Genomic DNA, 17,448 nt, shown 5'->3' with positions numbered 1-17,448 from the left:
GGTTCGGGGTGCCCCGTAACCGCCGCCGCCACCGCCCTGGACCGGCTCCGCAGGAAGCGGCTCCACAGGCGGATTCCCTCCGGCAGGTCCTGTCGGGATGTTCCACCTTGACTCCGCTGCACCCCGCAGCGGTATCCGAGCTGACAAAGGAGTCACCGTGCACAGCAGAGCACGTATCACCGCACTTTCGGCCGCGGCAGCATGCCTGGCCATGGCCCTCACCGCCTGCGGGTCCGGCGGAGCCGGCGAGGCCGGCGTCGACGGCGAAACCGGTACCGAGGACGTCACCCTCTCCGTCGGCACGTTCAACGAATTCGGCTACGAGGAGCTGTTCGAGGAATACGAGCAGCTCAACCCGAACGTCACCCTCGAACACAAGAAGGCAGCCACCTCCAACGAGGCCCGGGACAACCTCACTACGAGGCTCGCCGCCGGATCCGGTCTCTCGGACATCGAGGCGATCGAGGTGGACTGGCTGCCCGAACTGCTCGAGTTCCCTGACCAGTTCGCCGACCTCACCGACCCCGCCGTCGAGGGCCGCTGGCTGGACTGGAAGACCGCCGCGGCGACCACCGAGGACGGGCAGCTCATCGGATACGGCACCGACGCCGGGCCGCAGGGCGTGTGCTACCGCGCCGACCTGTTCGAGAAGGCCGGACTGCCGAGCGACCGGGAGTCCGTCGCCGAGATGCTCGACGGTTCGTGGCAGGACTACTTCGATGCGGGCAAGAAGTTCGTCGCCGCCAGCGACGGCGTGGCCTGGTTCGATTCCGCCGGGGCCACCTACCAGGGCATGATCAACCAGGTCCAGAACGCCTATGAGGACGACGACGCCGCGGTGATCGCCACCGAGAACCCCGAGGTCAAGGACATCTATGAGCAGGTCCTGCAGGCGTCCGTCGCCGACGGGCTCTCGGCCCACCTCACGCAGTGGGAGGACGACTGGACGGCGAGCTTCCAGTCCGACGCCTTCGCCACGAAGCTCTGCCCGGGCTGGATGCTCGGCATCATCGAGGGCAACGCCGAAGGCGTCGAGGGCTGGGACATCGCTGATGTCTTCCCCGGCGGCGGTGGCAACTGGGGCGGTTCGTACCTGACCGTTCCCACCCAGGGCGCACACCAGGCCGAAGCCAAGAAGCTCGCCGAATGGCTGACCGCCCCGGAGCAGCAGATCAAGGCCTTCGAGTCGAAGGGCACGTTCCCCAGCCAGGTGGAGGCGCTCGAGAGCGAGGAACTCCAGGGACAGGTCGACCCGTTCTTCAACGACGCACCGACCGGTGAGATCCTCGCCAACCGCGCCGCCGCCGTCGAGGTCACGCCGTTCAAGGGCCCCAAGTACTTCGCGATCAACGACGCGATGCAGCAGGCCCTGACCCGCGTCGACGTCGACAAGACCGACGACCCGGCCTCCTCCTGGGAGAAGTTCGTCACCGCTGTGGGCGCTCTGTAGCCGATGGCCGTCACGGACCGGGTCCAACCTCCTCCCGATACGCATCAGCGGGCGCCGCGCGACAGGAGCGTCAAGCGGCTGGCCCTCTCCCAGAAGGTGTCGAAGTGGGACGTCAAGCTGTCCCCGTACCTCTACATCTCGCCGTTCTTCCTGCTCTTCGCCATCACGGGCCTGTTCCCCCTGCTGTACACGGCATGGGTCTCGCTCCACACCTGGAACCTCATCGGGGGCCAGGGCGAGTTCACGGGGCTGGAGAACTACGAGTTCGTGCTCGCGCAGCCGTTCTTCTGGAATGCGGTAGGGAACACGTTCAGCATCTTCCTCCTCTCGTCCATTCCGCAGGTCGTCCTCGCCATCGCCATCGCCGCGGTGCTGGACGCCAACCTGAGGGCTCGGACGTTCTGGCGGATGGGCGTCCTCGTTCCCTTCGTGGTGGCCCCCGTGGCCGTCGGGTTGATCTTCAACAACCTCTTCGCCGACCAGGCGGGCCTGGTCAACGAGCTGTTGACGGGGATAGGGCTGGACCCGGTCCGCTGGCACTCCGAGTCCCTGGCGAGCCACGCGGCGATCGCCACGATGGTGAACTTCCGGTGGACCGGGTACAACGCGCTCATCTTCCTCGCCGCCATGCAGGCCGTCCCCAGGGACGTCTACGAGGCGGCGACCATCGACGGCGCCGGACGCCTCCGGCAGTTCTTCTCCGTCACCGTCCCCATGCTGCGGCCGACCATCATCTTCGTGGTCATCACCGCCACCATCGGCGGACTCCAGATCTTCGACGAGGCCAGGGTCTTCGACCAGGCGGGCCTCGGCGGCGCGGACCGGCAATGGCAGACGCTCACCATGTACATCTGGGAGCTCGGCTGGGGCCAGCGCAACTTCGGCAGGGCCTCGGCGGTCGCCTGGCTCCTGTTCCTCATCATCGTCCTCATAGCGATGGCGAACTTCCTCATCACCCGCCGCATCGCAAGCCAGGGAGGCCGACGATGAGCTCCATCCCCATGATCGAGCAGACTGCAGGCAAGGGCGCGGCCCGTGCGGCGCAGCGGCGCCTCGGCGCGCGGCGCCGCGGCGCTCCGGGTGGCACGATGCGGCGCCCCGGGTTCCTGACCTACGGCTTCCTCGGCGCGGTGATCCTCGGTTCCGTGTTCCCGCTGTGGTGGTCCTTCTTGGTGGGCAGCCACGACAGCTCGGTGATCAGCAAGGGCGTACCCCTGATTCCCGGGGGCAACTTCCTCGCCAATGCCGCCACCGTCCTGGACAGCATCCCGTTCTGGAAGGCACTCGGCAACAGCTTCATCGTCTCCACGGTCACGGCGGCGTCCGTGGTGCTGTTCTCGACCCTCGCCGGCTTCGCCTTCGCCAAGCTCCGCTTCCGGGGCAGCAAGGCACTGCTGGTGTTCGTGGTCGCCACGATGGCCGTACCCACCCAGCTGGGTGTGGTGCCCCTGTTCATCGTCATGGCGAAGCTCGGCTGGACCGGCTCGCTCTGGGCCGTCATCGTCCCGGGCGTCGTGACGGCGTTCGGGGTCTTCTGGATGACGCAGTACCTGCGGGACGCGCTGCCGGACGAGCTGATCGAGGCCGTGCGGATCGACGGCGCCTCCATGATCCAGGCGTTCTGGTACGTTGGCCTTCCAGCGGCCCGACCGGCGGCGGCGATGCTCGCACTGTTCACGTTCGTCGCCACGTGGACCAACTTCTTCTGGCCGTTCATCGTGCTGGATCCGTCCAACCCCACACTCCCGGTGGCGCTGCAGCTGCTCCAGGCCGCGCACTTCGTCGATTACTCGATCGTGCTCGCCGGAGCGGTTCTCTCCACCATCCCGCTGCTGCTCCTCTTCGCGGTCGCGGGACGCCAACTCGTTTCAGGAATCATGCAAGGAGCAGTCAAAGGATGAGCAGCACCGAACGAACCTTCCCCGAGGGCTTCCTCTGGGGCGCGGCGACAGCCGCCTACCAGATCGAGGGCGCCGCCCGGGAAGGCGGCAGGGGACCGTCCATCTGGGACACGTTCTCCCGTGTCCCCGGAGCGGTGGCCGACGCGCACAACGGCGACGTCGCCTGCGACCACTACCACCGGTCCGCCGAGGACGTGGAGCTCATGCAGAGCCTCAACCTGCAGGCCTACCGCTTCTCGACGTCGTGGTCGCGCTGCATGCCGGACGGAGTGACACCCAACATCGAGGGGATCCGGTTCTACTCCACCCTCGTGGACCAGCTCCTCCAGGCCGGGATCACGCCGTGGCTCACCCTCTACCACTGGGACCTGCCGCAGGCCCTCGAGGACAAGGGCGGCTGGACGAACCGCGATACCGCCTACCGCTTCGCCGAGTACGCAGCGGTGATGCACGAAGCACTCGGCGATCGCGTCCGGATCTGGACGACCCTCAACGAACCCTGGTGCGCGGCGTTCCTCGGCTACGCGGCCGGCGTGCATGCGCCGGGACGGCAGGAGCCGACCGCGGCGCTCGCCGCCGCCCACCACCTGCTGCTCGCGCACGGGCTGGCAACCCGGGAGCTGCGCCGCCGGGACGGGGACGCCACGCTCGGCATCACCCTGAACCTCACCGTCCCTGATCCCCTCGATCCCTCCAGCGAGGACGACCGTGACGCCGCCCGGCGCATCGACGGCCAGTTCAACCGCATCTTCCTCGACCCCGTGCTGCGCGGCTCGTACCCGGAGGACGTGCTCCGGGACGTCGAGCACCTGGGGCTGACCGATTCCATCCGGACAGGCGACCTGGAGATCATCGGCACGCCGATCGATGTGCTGGGCGTCAACTACTACCACGGCGAGGCCGTGACGAAGACGCCGTCGGACGAGGCGGTGCCGCAGGAGGGCCACGCGCCCGTCGAGCGCCCGGTCTCCTCGCCCTACGTCGCCGCCCACGGCGTACGCTCCGTTCCGCGGGGCCTGCCGGTCACGGCCATGGACTGGGAGGTGCAGCCGGACGGTCTCCGCCGCCTGCTGAACAGGCTGCAGGACGAGTACACCGGCCCTGCGGGCATCCCGATCTACATCACGGAGAACGGCGCGGCCTACGACGACGCCCCCGACGGGTCCGGCTTCGTGGACGACCAGGACCGCCTCGCATTCTTCGACGTCCACCTCCGGGCCGTGAAGGACGCGATCGACGACGGCGTGGACCTCCGGGGCTACCTGGCGTGGTCCCTGCTGGACAACTTCGAGTGGGCGTGGGGCTACCACCAGCGCTTCGGGCTGGTCCGGGTGGACTACGGGACGCAGGAGCGCACCCCGAAGGCCAGTGCCCTCTGGTACGCACGCGTCGCGGCCTCCAATGCGCTTCCGTCGGCCGTACCGTCGACTGTCTCGTCGGCTGACGGCGGAAGCGCGGGTGTCGTATTGTCGAGGTGATGAACACCTCCCCGCCCCGGTCGCTGCGGCACGCAGCAGCTCGCCCGAGCCCCACGCTCGAGGATCTCGCCGTGGCCGCCGGGGTGTCGCGGTCCACCGCGTCGCGCGCCATCAACGGCGGGGACCGTGTCAGCCCCGAGGCGCAGGCGGCGGTGGACCGCGCCGTCGTCGCCCTCGGCTACATCCCCAACCGGGCCGCCCGCAGCCTCGTGACCCGCCGGACGTCCTCCATCGCCCTGGTCATCCCGGAGCCGGATGTCCGCGTCATGATGGATCCCTTCTTCGCCGTCGTCATCACCGGCATCACGGAGGCCCTCCGTGAGACCGACGTGCAGCTGGTGCTGCTGATGTCGAGGACCGACGACGACTCGTCCCGCACGCTGCGCTACCTGCGGGGCGGGCACGTGGACGGCGCCATCGTCGTCTCGCACCACAAGGCCGACTCCTGGGCGAGGTCCCTCGCCGAGACCGGCCTGCCGACCATCTTCATCGGACGCCCGTGGGACATGGCGTTCGACGTCACGTATGTGGATACCGACAACGTGGGCGGCGGACGCCTCGCCGCACGTCATCTCGCTGGGATCGGGCGACGCCGTCTCGCGACGGTCGCGGGCCCTGCGGACATGACAGCCGCCGTCGACCGCCTCCGCGGCTGGAGGGAGGGCCTGGCCGAGGCAGGGCTGGCCGAGGGTCCGGTGGTCCATGCCGACTTCACCACCGACGGCGCCGCGGCCGCGGCACGCAGGCTCCTCGCCGAGCACCCCGACATCGACGGGATCTTCGCGGCCTCGGACCTCATGGCCCTCGGGGTCCTGGACGCCATCCAGGCTGCCGGCAAGACGGTCCCCGGGGACGTCGCCCTGATGGGGTACGACAACCACGCCGTGGCGGAGACAGCGCCGACGCCCCTCACCACCATCACCCAGCCCATGGTCGAGATGGCCGTGAAGGCCGGGTCCATGCTCCTCGAGGAGATCGAGGCTCCGGGCTCGCACCCGGAGCCGGTGATCTACTCCACGGAACTGGTGGAACGCGCGAGCACCTCCGTGGCGCCCACCGCGTCCGCCGCGAAGGCGTAGTCCCAGGCGACGTCACGCCAGCGGGAGTAGCGTCCGCTGGCCCCGCCGTGGCCGCCGTCCATCTCGGTCTTCAGGACGATCGGCTCGCTGCCCGTGGTCGTCTCGCGGAGCTGCGCCACCCACTTCGCCGGTTCGACGTAGAGCACCCGGGTGTCGTTGTAGCTCGTGACGGCCGCGATGCGCGGGTACGGTACCGGCCGCACGTTCTCGTAGGGCGTGTACTCCTTCATGTAGCGGTACACCTCGGGGTCGGTGATCGGGTTGCCCCATTCCTCCCATTCGAGCGCCGAGAGGGGTAGCTCCGGGTCGAGGATGGTGGTGAGTGCGTCCACGAACGGTACCTGTGCCACGATCGCGCGGTACTTCTCGGGAGCGAGGTTGGCGACGGCACCCATGAGGAGGCCGCCGGCGGACCCGCCCATGGCGGCGATCCGCCCGGGATCGATCCAGCCCGAGGCGCCGAGGTAGGTGGTGGCATCGACGAAGTCGGTGAAGGTGTTCTTCTTCTGGAGTTTCTTGCCCTGGTCGTACCAGCTGCGCCCCATCTCACCACCGCCGCGGATGTGGGCGGTGACGAAGATGATGCCGCGGTCCAGCAGGGACAGCCGCGCGATGGAGAAGGCCGGGTCCATGCTGACCTCGTAGCTGCCGTACGCGTAGATGACCGCGGGATTGGTGCCGTCCCGGACGAGCTCCGCGCGGCGGACGACCGAGAGCGGGATCAGGGTGCCGTCCGCGGTCGGCGCCCACTGCCGCTCGGCGACGTAGGAGGCGGGGTCGTAGCCGCCGCGCACCTCCGTCTCCTTGCGTAGCTTCAGCGAGCCGTCCTCGAGGACGTAGTCGTAGACGCGCGGGGGTGTGAGGTAGGAGGTGTAGGACAGCCGGATGATCGGGGAGTCGAACTCCGCGTTGGCGAGGTTGCTCGAGAAGAGCTCCTCGTCGAAGTCCGGTTCCGTCGGCGGCTCCTGGTCCGCCGTCCCGAGCCCGGCCAGCGGGAGGACCTGCACGCGTTCGATGGTGTCCTTCCGCACGGACAGCACGAGGTGGGTGCGCGTGACCGAGGCGCCGTTCACCCGGACGGCGTCGTCGTGCGGGATGACCGTGGTCCACGTCTGCTCCGCGAGCGGGCGTGCGAACTCGCCCGCGGCGACAAGGCTCACCATGGAGTTCTTCGCGTCGCGGTCGTGCGTCAGCAGGTAGTGGGGCGCACCATCGATGGTGACGGGCTCGGCGTCGTACAGGATGCGCTCGTCGCGGGAGATCAGGGTGGTCAGCCCGTCCTCCGGCCTCGCGAGGTCGAGGACGCGGTACTCGCTGTACTCGGAGCATCCGATACTGATGAGGAGCTGCGTGCGGTCGGCGGAGACCTCGAAGCCGGTCCACATCGCGACGTCGTCCTCCTGGTACACCACGACGTCGTCCGCGACCGGGGTGCCCAGCGTGTGGACGCGCACCTGATAGGGGCGCCAGGCGTCATCGACGACCGTGTAGTAGACGCGCGTACCGTCGGGGGAGAAGGACAACCCGTAGAAGATGTTCGGCACCTCGTCGGGGAGGAGTTCCCCCGTCTCGAGGTTCTTGATGCGCAGCGTGAACCGCTCGTCGCCGGCGTTGTCCTCGCAGTAGGCGAGCAGGTTGCCGTCCTCGGTGACGGACAGGCCCCCGAGGGAGAAGAACGGCTTGCCCTCGGCGAGTTCATTGCCGTCGAGCAGGATCTGCTCGCCCGGAACGGGCCGGCCGGGTACGACCTCGGGGGGCGTCCAGTCGCGGCCGAGGTCGCCGGTGTCCTCCGCGGCAGTCCGGCACTGGATGCCGTACTGCTTCCCTTCCTCGGTCCGCGAGTAGTACCACCAGCCGTTCTTGCGAGCCGGCACCGACAGGTCGGTCTCCTGCGTCCGTTCCCTGATCTCGTCGAAGATCGCTTCCCGCAGCGGTTCCTGGTGGCGCGTGACGGCGTCGGTGTACTCGTTCTCGCGCGTGAGGTAGTCGATCAGCTCGGGGCTCTCCTTGTCGCGCATCCACTCGTAGGAGTCGACGAACGTGTCGCCGTGGTGCGTGCGCGACTGAGGCACTTTCCTGGCCGGCGGCGGAACGGGGACAACGAGTGCGATGGCGTCAGCGGTCATGGCTCCCATCTTGCCACTGCCGCTCCGGCGTCCGGTGACCCCGGCCGGCCGGAGCGGCCCTTGGACCGGGCGGCCCGCCGTGCTGTTTCGACGTCATGAACCGGTCAGATGTAGTTAGTAAGCATACTTATCAGTAAACTCACTACTGACGTCCGATTCCTGCTTCCGAGAGGCCATTCCATGGCGACGACATCCTGGGAGGTCCGGCTGAGGGCTTTGACGGCCTTCGTCGCCGCCGAAGGTCGGGAACCCTCCGCTCGCGCAGCCTCGCCCGGGGAGCACCGGCTCGCCCTCTGGCTCGAGGAGCAGCGGAAGTCGGTGCGGGCCGGGAGGCTGGGTGCCGGCCGCGTACTCGCCCTGCAGGAAGCAGGGCTGCTGCAGACGCGGGAGCAGCGCGACAGTAGCCACAGCGGTGCGGTGTGGCTGAAGGTCGAGAGCATCGCCGACTTCCTGGAGGAGGAGGGGCGCCTGCCGTCGTTGACGTCGCCGCAGTCGGCCGGGGAGAAGCGCCTGGCGGCCTGGCTGCACGCGCAGCTCGCCGGACGCTCGACTGCCGAACCGGCCGCTGCCCTGCGTCACCTCGTGCAGGCGGCGGAAGCGGCCGAAGCGGCAAGGGCGGCGGAAGCGGATGCCACGGCGGAAGCCCGCAGAGCCGCAATCCTCGCCCACTCGCGCTGACCACTCGAACCGGAAGCGTCCCTCGGACCGGTCGTCATGGTATCTTCTGGCACATCCGGCGTCATCGCGCGCTCCGCGGCAGTGCGGCAAGCGCGGACGTCGAGGCCTCGTCCGAAGGGGGACCATGGAAAGCCTGGCGGCAGCGGGTGGAAGGGCTACGGTCCGGCTGGTGGGCTCGGACCTCCAGCACCTCGCCTGGGCTGGGCGCGTGGCGATCACTCCCGACGACGCACTGTCCGTCCTCGCCGTGAGCAGGCAGCTCTCGGGTGGCCGCCCCTACGCGATCCTCGTCGAGATGACCGAGATCGTCGATCTTCACCCCGGTGCGCGTGCTGCGTTCAATGCGGAGGCACTCGTGGTCGCGGCGGCATTGCTGGGGAATGGGCCCATGGACGAGGTGCTGGCGGCAGGAGCCCGCCGCGCCGTTCATCCCACCCGCTTCTTCACCTCGGAAGCCAGCGCGTACGAGTGGCTGCGGGCTTCGCTGGAAGATTCCAGGTCAGGGCCGACCAAGCAGTAGCTCCGCTGCTTCCGGGCCGCATCGGCGCGGACGAGCGGACGCCGACAAGCGGAAAAGGCTGCTCGGCTCCGTTCTACCCATGGCCGGGACCCGGGCAGGCCGCAGGCACGTCCAGCCACGACCGGAAGTGCCCGCGATTGCCGAGTTCGAGCGGGTCAGGGTGCGAGCCCCGCGCAGACGTCCGTCACCGTGCCGGAGCCGGAGAACAGCCTCTTCTCGGATCCATCCGCGTTGAGGGCGAAGTTGACGTTGCCCGCCGTGAGGAAGAGGCCTTCGGGATGGTCATCGGTCTGGGGGACCCTGACGAGGTTCCTTCCGATCGATCTGATCTCCTGCGAGCCGTCGGGCAGGGTGAGGGTATGCGCGGAACCCGCGATGACGTAGGTCACCGTCGGTCCGGTCTCGCCGGTCGGTGACACGCCGGTCAGGGTGACCTTGGCACCCGGTGAGATCTCGATCGTCCGGGGGCCGGGCAGGTCGATGGTCTTGATCTTCCCCGTGAGCTGGGCTGTGACGTCGAAACCCGGGCAGTCGAACCCGAAAGCATCCTGCAGGACGAAAGGCTCCGTGGGATACGGGGCCGGGACGTTGGGTTTTTCTGCGGCGACGGCCGGACCGGCGCCTGCGACGAGTCCGGCAGCGAGAACGATTGGTGCGAGCCTGCTGTTCATGGAGTTGCTCCTTCGCGACTGGTTGATTCCCCACTCTGGAACGGGACGAGTCCCTGCCGTGAGACCATCCAGATGCGCGCCGACTAAGGCTTTCACCGCACCATGACAGGGTCAAGGGCCGGACAAGGCGGCAACTATCCCGGGAGCCCGGTGATTCGGACGAGCGCGCTGCTTCTCTCCCCGCCGCCGTTCCAAAAGCCTGAACTCAGCGCGTGTCGAGGTCCTCGAAGACGAGGAACGTCTGCGTGTCGAGTACGCCGGGCATCGACTGCAACTGGTCGAAGATGACGCGTCGCAGCCCGACGTTGTCTTCCGCCCGCACCAGGAGGATCACGTCGAAGTCGCCACCCACCAGTGCGATGTGATGGATCTCCGGGATGGTCCGGAGGTTGTCCCGGAGCTCCCGCCACGAATCCTGCCGCACCTTGAGCGTGACGTAGGCGGAGGATCGCAGCCCCGCCTTGGCGTGATCGATGATCGCGGTGAACCGGGTCAGGACGCCGTCCTCGGTCAGTCTCGCGATCCGTGAATAGGCATGTGCGCGCGAGATGTGCACGCGCTCGGCCACGGAGGTGACCGACTGCCGGCCGTCCCTCGTGAGTTCGGCGAGGATCTTCCGATCGACGTCGTCCAGGCCACCATCCGCCACGTGTCCACACTCCTTCATGTAATGCAGTTCACACTACCGATTCGTCCAAACGATAGGGCGCTTTTCGCCTGATAATCCACACTTCCCACAGTCCATGGATACAAAAGAAGCGCCTGCGCATACTGGACCTACACAGCATCCAGCGTCGGAGCTACCGCCCGGCGCCTCGTAGCAGAGCCGCCGCGGGCGGTCGAAGATGGAGGCGGGATGAGTACGGCAACGAATGGGCGCGGAAGCATGGAGGCGTCGGCCGGTGGGACCCGGTCGAATCTGGACATCACACTGCTCCCGTCGGCGAAGCCCGTCCAGCTGGTGGATCCGGAGGGATGCCACACCCACGACGACCGCTACCCGCTGCCGGACGGGGAGCTGTTGCTCAGCGCCTACGGACGCCTCGTCGCGGGCCGCCGCATCAACGACCAGGCCAACGCCCTCGTCCGGCAGGGGCGCCTGGCGGTCTATCCCTCGTCCCACGGCCAGGAAGCCTGCCAGGTGGCCGCCGCCGTCGTCCTCACCGAGGAGGACTGGCTCTTCCCCACCTACCGCGACACCGTCGCCGTCATCACCCGTGGCGTCGATCCTCTCCAGGTCCTCTCCCTGCTGCGAGGCGACTGGCACGGCGGCTACGACCCGCACGAGCATCGGGTGGCACCGCAGACCACGCCGCTCGCCACCCAGCTGCTGCATGCCGTCGGGGTGGCCCACGCAGCCAAGCTGCGCGGTGAGTCCACCGTGGTCCTGGCGATGTGCGGGGACGGGGCGACCAGCGAGGGTGACTTCCACGAGGCGATGAACTTCGCGGCCGTCTTCCACGTCCCCGTGGTGTTCCTCGTCCAGAACAACGAGTTCGCGATCTCCGTTCCTCTCGAGCACCAGACGGTCGCTCCCTCGCTCGCGCACAAGGCGATCGGCTATGGGATGCCCGGCGAGCGCGTCGACGGCAACGACCTCGCTGCCCTGCTCGCCGTGCTCGGAGCCGCGGTGGACCGCGCGCGCGATGGCGGCGGACCCTCGCTCATCGAGGCGCACACGTACCGGATGCACCCCCATACCAACGCCGATGATGCCACGCGCTACCGCTCGGCAGACGACGTCGAGCGCTGGGTGCCCAGGGACCCGATCCTGCGGATGCGCACCTACCTGCGCGGGCTGACCCTGCTCACGGACGAGGGCGAGCACGCCCTGTCCGACGCGGCGGATTCGATTGCCGCCACCATCCGCAGGGGACTGAACACGGACGCCGACGTGGACCCGGCACAGCTGTTCGAGTACGTGTACGCCGAGAAGACATCCCAGTTGCGTGAGCAGGCGGAGCAGCTGCGGGAGGAACTCGCGCGGGATGCGGAGGCCGCATCAGCGGGAGCCGGGGACCAGGCGGAGGCGGAACTGGGATGACGCAGACCACGGAGGCACCCTCGACGGGCTCCCCGCAACGGTCCAGGCCCGGTCCGGTCAAGGCCGCCCCGACCTTCGCACAGGCACTCAATGCTGCGCTCGCGGATGCGATGGAGGCTGACCCGACCGTCCTGATGTTCGGCGAGGACGTGGGGGTGCTCGGCGGAGTCTTCCGCATCACCGACGGCCTCACCGCCAGGTTCGGGGAGGAACGCTGCTTCGATACGCCGCTCGCCGAGGCGGGCATCGTGGGGATGGCCGTGGGCATGGCCATGAACGGCATGAGGCCCGTGGTCGAGATGCAGTTCGACGCCTTCGCCTACCCGGCCTTCGAGCAGGTGGTGAGCCATGTCGCGAAGATGCGCAACCGCACGCGGGGCGCGGTGCCCCTGCCGATCGTCATCCGGATCCCCTACGCCGGGGGCATCGGCGGCGTCGAGCACCACTGTGATTCGTCCGAGGCCTACTATGCGCACACGCCCGGCCTCACGGTGCTCGCTCCGGCGACGGTGCGCGATGCCTACTTCCTGCTGCGCGAGGCCATCGCGTCCCCGGATCCGGTGGTGTTCCTGGAACCGAAGAAGCTGTACTGGTCGCGGGAGGACGTCGACCTCGCGGAGCTCCGGCGAACCGTCGACGACGGGCAGGCACCCCGGCGCATCGGCCGCGCCGTCGTCGCCCGTGCCGGAACCGACGCGACCCTCATCAGCTACGGCCCATCCGTTCCGACGGCTCTCGCAGCAGCTGCCGCTGCCGCCGAGGAGGGGCGCTCGATCGAGGTCATCGACCTCCGGTCCATCGTCCCGTTCGACGACGAGACCGTCTGCGAGAGCGTACGACGCACCGGGCGCGCCGTCGTCATCGCCGAAGCCCCGGGGTTCGCCTCGGTCGCCTCGGAGATCGTGGCGCGGGTGCAGGAGCGCTGCTTCCATTCCCTCGCTGCACCCGTGCTCCGGGTCACGGGCTTCGACATCCCGTACCCCTCCCCGAAACTCGAGCACTTCTACCTGCCGAGCGTCGACCGCATCCTGGACGCCGTGGACGACCTGCAGTGGGAGGACTGACCGTGAGCGTGCCGACCATCACCCCGAAGATCCTGGTCTTCACCCTTCCCGACCTCGGGGAGGGCCTGACCGAGGCGGAGCTCGTGTCCTGGCTCGTCGCCGAAGGCGATGAGGTCGTTGTCGACCAGCCGGTCGCCGAGGTGGAGACCGCCAAGTCCGTCGTCGAGGTTCCGTCGCCCTTCGCGGGCACCGTCGCTGTCCTGCACGGCAAGCCCGGGGAGGTACTGGTCGTCGGAGCGCCCTTCCTGTCGGTGCGCCCGGAGGGTGTCGACTCCCCGATTCCCGCTCCGACTCCCGGTGAGGGGTCCGCGCAGGAGTTTGCGCAGGAGTCCCTCGGGCAAGCGGCAGCCGAGATGCGGGAGGAGGCGGGGGTTCCCGCGCCGGTGGCCCGGGGGATGGACGACCGGCCCGCGGGCAGTGCGGGTTCGGGAAACGTGCTGATCGGGTACGGGACCCCCGGCGGCCTCACGGGAGGGCGGACCCGTCCGCGCAGGAAGGGCAGCCGTCCTGCCGCGTCCGCACCGGCCACCGGGTTGACCGCCATCATGGACCCCGGGGCGGCTCCTATGACATCGCCTCCGGCAGCGGCCCGCGGGCTCGCACCCCTCTGCGTGTCTCCGCTGGTCCGCAGGCTGGCCCGGGATCACGGACTGCGCCTGGAGACCATTCCCGGATCGGGGGAGGAGGGGCTTATCCTGCGCAGGGATGTGGAGCAGGCCCTCGCGCGATCGGGGGATCGATCCGGCGCGGTCCTACCGGCCGGACCGACCGGTGACCGGCCGTCCACGGGCGAGGATTCCCGCGTCCATCCGCCGCAGTCGCATGGGCTCGACTCCCGCTCGGGGCTCGCCGTGCTGGAGCGGACACCGCTGCGGGGGGCCCGCCGGACCATCGCTGACGCGATGACCCGCAGCAGGCGCGAGATCCCGGAGGCGACGGTCTGGGTCGACGTCGACGTGACGGCCCTCGTCGAGCTGCGTGAGGTCATGAAGCGACGCAGACCCGACGCGGTCCCCGGCATCCTGGCCTTCGTGGCCCGTTTCGTGGTCGCGGGCCTCGCCCGGTACCCGGAGTTGAACAGCCGGATCGCTACGGGCGGCGACGGCACCCAGGAGGTGGTGCGGGTGGACGGCGTCAACCTCGGGATCGCCGCGCAGACGGAGCGGGGGCTCGTGGTGCCCAGCATCCGCCGGGCGGACACCCTGTCCGCCCGTGAGCTCGATGCGGAGATCCGACGCCTTGCCGCCAACGCACGTGAGGGCAAGGCCTCCCCGTCGGACCTGTCCTCGGGCACCTTCACCCTCAACAACTACGGCGTGTTCGGCGTCGACGGCAGCGCGGCGATCATCAACTACCCGGAGGCGGCGATCCTCGGCCTGGGCCGCATCCTCGATCGTCCCTGGGTGGTGGACGGGCAGCTCGCGGTGCGCAAGGTGACCGAACTGACGCTCGCGTTCGACCACCGCGTCTGCGACGGCGGCACCGCGGGTGGGTTCCTGCGCTTCGTGGCGGACGCGATGGAGGACCCGGGGGCAATGCTCGCCGACCTGTAGCCGCGCCCCTCCGAAAGCTTCACCGAAAAGAGGTCGCGGCGACGGGTATCAGCGATCCGGCATCAGACGTCGTCGTCCACATGGTCGTCGGCCTTCCCGTGGGTCTGGCGGGAGGGGCGCGGCAGGGCGTCGTTGTCGGGGTTGAGGTCGTCCAGGGTGGGGAACTCTTCGTTGATATCAGCCATTCCACCACCCTGGGAGGAGGACATCGGCCGGTCGATGCGAATCCGCCGGCCTCGTGCGCCTTCCGCTTCGATTCCAGGCGACCTATGATTCCGGTGGCCGTGCCCCGGGGCGGTCGAAGGACCGTAGGGTGGGGCTGGTGATCGAATCGTTGAACGACGCCCCTGCCGAGCTGTCGAGTGTCCGGGACGGGTTCGTCCGGGTACGCGGCGCGAGCGAGAACAACCTGCGCGGGATCGACGTCGACTGTCCGAGGGACGCCGTCGTCGCCTTCACCGGCGTGTCGGGCTCGGGGAAGTCCTCGCTGGCCTTCGGGACCATCTACGCGGAAGCCCAGCGGCGGTACCTCGAATCCGTGGCTCCGTACGCGCGCAGGCTCATCCAGCAGGGGCACACGCCGCATGTCGGGTCGATCACCGGGCTTCCTCCCGCCGTCGCCCTCCAGCAGCGCCGCGGCACGCCGAGCGTGCGCTCCACCGTCGGCACCCTGACCACGCTCTCGAACTCCCTCCGCATGCTGTACTCACGGGCCGGGACGTACCCGGCGGATGCAGCGGGCAGGCTGGAGTCGGACGCGTTCTCGCCCAACACGGCCGCCGGAGCATGTCCCCGCTGCCACGGACTCGGGATCGCCCGGGAGGTGACGGAGAAGACGCTCGTCCCCGACGCGTCCCTGACGATCCGCGAAGGCGCCATCGCGGCCTGGCCCGGTGCCTGGCAGGGCAAGAACCTCCGTGATGTGGTCAGCGAGCTGGGCCACGACATCGATGTCCCCTGGCGGGACCTTTCGGAGGAGGCACGGGCCTGGCTCCTGTTCACCGAGGAGCAGCCCGTCGTCGAGGTCACCCCGCAGCGGGACCGTGTGGCCAAGCCCTACAAGGGGCGGTTCTGGAGTGCGAAGAGCTACGTGCTGCACACGCTGCACGACTCCAAGAGCCAGCAGATGCGCGACCGCGTACTGCCCTTTCTGAAATCCGGGCCCTGCGGCGTGTGCGGAGGCAGCGGATTGCGCCCGGAGGCGCTTGCCGTGACGTTCGGCGGGCTCTCGATCGCTGACGCCAACGCCTTGCCGCTGGGGGAGTTGGCGGCCCGGCTAGAGCCCGCGGCGACCATCGAGCACCCGGCAGCCGCGCACCGGTCCTCCTCCTCGGGCGAGGGTACGGAGGTGTCCGTCACCATCAGCCGGGACCTCGTCCAGCGGCTGGGCGTCCTGGTCGACCTCGGCCTGGGGTACCTGAGCCTCAACCGGGCTACGCCGACGCTCTCGCCCGGTGAGATGCAGCGGCTGCGGATCGCCACGCAGCTCCGTTCGGGCCTGTTCGGTGTGGTCTACGTGCTCGACGAGCCGTCCGCCGGCCTGCATCCCGCCGACGTCGAGCCGCTCCTCGCCGTGCTGGAGGCCCTGAAGGACGCGGGGAACACCGTCTTCGTGGTCGAGCACAACATGGACGTCGTCCGACGGTCGGACTGGATCGTCGACGTCGGACCGCTCGCCGGGGAGGGCGGAGGCACCATCATCTACAGCGGGCCCGCCGACGGACTGGCGGACGTCCCCGATTCCCTGACGGCACCCTTCCTGTCCGGGACGGCGCCGTCCCGCGACGGGCAGGGCGAGGTGCGGACGCCGGCCGCGTGGTTGCGGCTCGAGGCGATCCACCGCCACAACCTCCGGGGGCTGGACGCGGAGATCCCCGTGGGAGTGCTGACAGCAGTGACCGGTGTCTCCGGCTCCGGGAAGTCCACGCTCGTGAGCAAGGTCCTGGCGGAGGCGGTCGGGTCCCGGGTACGGGATGACACGCCGGCCGACGGCGAGCCGGGCGACGACGTCGCCGACTCGGCGGCCACCGTCGTCGGACGCATCAGCGGACTCGAACGCATCGACCGCCTGGTCAGCGTGGACCAGAAGCCGATCGGCCGGACACCGCGCTCGAATCTCGCCACCTACACGGGGCTCTTCGACGCGGTGCGGAAAGCCTTCGCGGCGACGCCCGCCGCGAGGGCGGAGGGCTACGGTGCGGGCCGGTTCTCCTTCAACGTGCAGGGCGGCCGGTGCGAGACCTGCCAGGGCGAAGGCTTCGTGTCCGTCGAGCTCCTCTTCCTGCCCGGAAGCTACGGGCCCTGCCCCACCTGCCACGGCTCCCGCTACAACGAGGAGACCCTGTCGGTGAAGTTCAACGGGCGCACCATCGCCGACGTCCTCGGGATGACGGTCGATGACGCGGCCGGCTTCCTCGGCGATGTCCCGGGCGCGGCCCGTTCCCTCGCCACGCTCCGGGAAGTGGGGCTCGGCTACCTGCGGCTCGGCCAGCCTGCCACCGAGTTGTCCGGAGGGGAGGCCCAGCGCATCAAACTGGCGACCGAACTCCAGCGTGCCCGGCGCGGTTCCACCCTCTACCTGCTCGACGAACCGACCACGGGGCTGCATCCCGCGGACGTCGTCCTGCTCCTCGCCCAGCTACGGAAGCTGGTGGAGGCCGGCAACACGGTCGTCGTCGTGGAGCACACCATGGCCGTCGTCGCCGCAGCCGACTGGGTGGTCGACCTCGGTCCCGGCGGCGGCTCGGCCGGTGGCCGCATCGTCGCCACCGGGACTCCGCAGCAGGTTGCCGCGCTGGCTTCGGGGACGAGCGTCACGGCGCCCTACCTCGCGGACTATCTCGACGGGCGCCCTCCGGCAGCGTGACGTTCCGCATCCCCTCCC

The 17,448-nt window shown here is 69.2% G+C and carries 15 protein-coding genes; 11 read left to right on the top strand and 4 right to left on the bottom strand.

Features of this window, described 5'->3' with window-relative positions:
* Positions 1-211: 211 nt before the first annotated feature.
* The 5 genes from ACX80J_RS02505 to ACX80J_RS02485 are packed head-to-tail and all read left to right on the top strand — an operon-like array spanning position 212 to position 5,908.
* Positions 212-1,450, top strand: coding sequence for an ABC transporter substrate-binding protein (locus tag ACX80J_RS02505; RefSeq protein WP_459346941.1), 1,239 nt, complete (start codon positions 212-214; stop codon positions 1,448-1,450).
* A gap of 3 nt (positions 1,451-1,453) precedes the next feature.
* A complete protein-coding gene (locus ACX80J_RS02500; protein ID WP_459346720.1) occupies positions 1,454-2,440 on the top strand; it encodes a carbohydrate ABC transporter permease in 987 nt (328 codons plus the stop codon).
* Complete coding sequence (locus ACX80J_RS02495) at positions 2,437-3,351, top strand: carbohydrate ABC transporter permease (protein WP_459346719.1); 915 nt, start codon at positions 2,437-2,439, stop codon at positions 3,349-3,351. The genes ACX80J_RS02500 and ACX80J_RS02495 overlap by 4 nt, the downstream gene beginning before the upstream one ends.
* A complete protein-coding gene (locus ACX80J_RS02490) occupies positions 3,348-4,829 on the top strand; it encodes a GH1 family beta-glucosidase (protein ID WP_459346718.1) in 1,482 nt (493 codons plus the stop codon). Before ACX80J_RS02495 ends, ACX80J_RS02490 begins: the two co-directional genes overlap by 4 nt.
* Positions 4,829-5,908, top strand: a complete 1,080-nt coding sequence (locus tag ACX80J_RS02485; protein WP_459345555.1) for a LacI family DNA-binding transcriptional regulator — start codon at positions 4,829-4,831, stop codon at positions 5,906-5,908. Before ACX80J_RS02490 ends, ACX80J_RS02485 begins: the two co-directional genes overlap by 1 nt.
* Here the strand turns inward: ACX80J_RS02485 and ACX80J_RS02480 are convergent.
* A complete protein-coding gene (locus tag ACX80J_RS02480; protein ID WP_459346717.1) occupies positions 5,839-8,034 on the bottom strand; it encodes a S9 family peptidase in 2,196 nt (731 codons plus the stop codon). The genes ACX80J_RS02485 and ACX80J_RS02480 overlap by 70 nt on opposite strands.
* A gap of 180 nt (positions 8,035-8,214) precedes the next feature.
* On the opposite strand from ACX80J_RS02480, the gene ACX80J_RS02475 reads away from it, so the two are divergent.
* Together ACX80J_RS02475 and ACX80J_RS02470 are read left to right on the top strand one after the other, a co-directional pair.
* Positions 8,215-8,712 (top strand): helicase associated domain-containing protein, encoded by a 498-nt coding sequence (locus tag ACX80J_RS02475; protein ID WP_459346716.1) that lies wholly within the window; start codon positions 8,215-8,217, stop codon positions 8,710-8,712.
* A 124-nt stretch (positions 8,713-8,836) separates the two neighbouring features.
* A complete protein-coding gene (locus ACX80J_RS02470; RefSeq protein WP_459346715.1) occupies positions 8,837-9,232 on the top strand; it encodes a DUF7793 family protein in 396 nt (131 codons plus the stop codon).
* A 155-nt stretch (positions 9,233-9,387) separates the two neighbouring features.
* Here the strand turns inward: ACX80J_RS02470 and ACX80J_RS02465 are convergent, their stop codons facing one another.
* Positions 9,388-9,903: a hypothetical protein gene (locus tag ACX80J_RS02465; protein ID WP_459346714.1), complete on the bottom strand. Its 516-nt coding sequence runs from the start codon at positions 9,901-9,903 to the stop codon at positions 9,388-9,390.
* A gap of 205 nt (positions 9,904-10,108) precedes the next feature.
* The gene (locus ACX80J_RS02460; protein WP_459346713.1) at positions 10,109-10,570 is read right to left on the bottom strand and encodes an Lrp/AsnC family transcriptional regulator; all 462 of its coding nucleotides are present in this window, start codon (positions 10,568-10,570) and stop codon (positions 10,109-10,111) included.
* 219 nt (positions 10,571-10,789) lie between these two features.
* Here ACX80J_RS02460 and pdhA point away from each other — a divergent pair, with 219 nt between their 5' ends.
* From pdhA to ACX80J_RS02445, 3 genes are read left to right on the top strand one after another with little or no spacing between them, the layout of a single operon-like run.
* Complete coding sequence (gene pdhA, locus ACX80J_RS02455) at positions 10,790-11,947, top strand: pyruvate dehydrogenase (acetyl-transferring) E1 component subunit alpha (RefSeq protein WP_459345658.1); 1,158 nt, start codon at positions 10,790-10,792, stop codon at positions 11,945-11,947.
* Positions 11,944-13,011: an alpha-ketoacid dehydrogenase subunit beta gene (locus ACX80J_RS02450; RefSeq protein WP_459345549.1), complete on the top strand. Its 1,068-nt coding sequence runs from the start codon at positions 11,944-11,946 to the stop codon at positions 13,009-13,011. The genes pdhA and ACX80J_RS02450 overlap by 4 nt, the downstream gene beginning before the upstream one ends.
* 2 nt (positions 13,012-13,013) lie before the next feature.
* On the top strand, positions 13,014-14,564 hold the full coding sequence (locus tag ACX80J_RS02445; RefSeq protein WP_459345548.1) for a dihydrolipoamide acetyltransferase family protein: 1,551 nt from the start codon (positions 13,014-13,016) through the stop codon (positions 14,562-14,564).
* 62 nt (positions 14,565-14,626) lie between these two features.
* Here the strand turns inward: ACX80J_RS02445 and ACX80J_RS02440 are convergent, their stop codons facing one another.
* Entirely contained in the window at positions 14,627-14,749 is a 123-nt protein-coding gene (locus ACX80J_RS02440) for a hypothetical protein (RefSeq protein ID WP_459345547.1), read from the bottom strand.
* Between the two features lie 137 nt (positions 14,750-14,886).
* On the opposite strand from ACX80J_RS02440, the gene ACX80J_RS02435 reads away from it, so the two are divergent.
* Positions 14,887-17,430, top strand: coding sequence for an excinuclease ABC subunit UvrA (locus tag ACX80J_RS02435; protein ID WP_459346712.1), 2,544 nt, complete (start codon positions 14,887-14,889; stop codon positions 17,428-17,430).
* The last annotated feature ends 18 nt before the right edge of the window (positions 17,431-17,448 follow it).

Source organism: Arthrobacter rhamnosi, from assembly GCF_054510975.1.
This window is presented reverse-complemented; position numbering and strand designations above follow the sequence as displayed.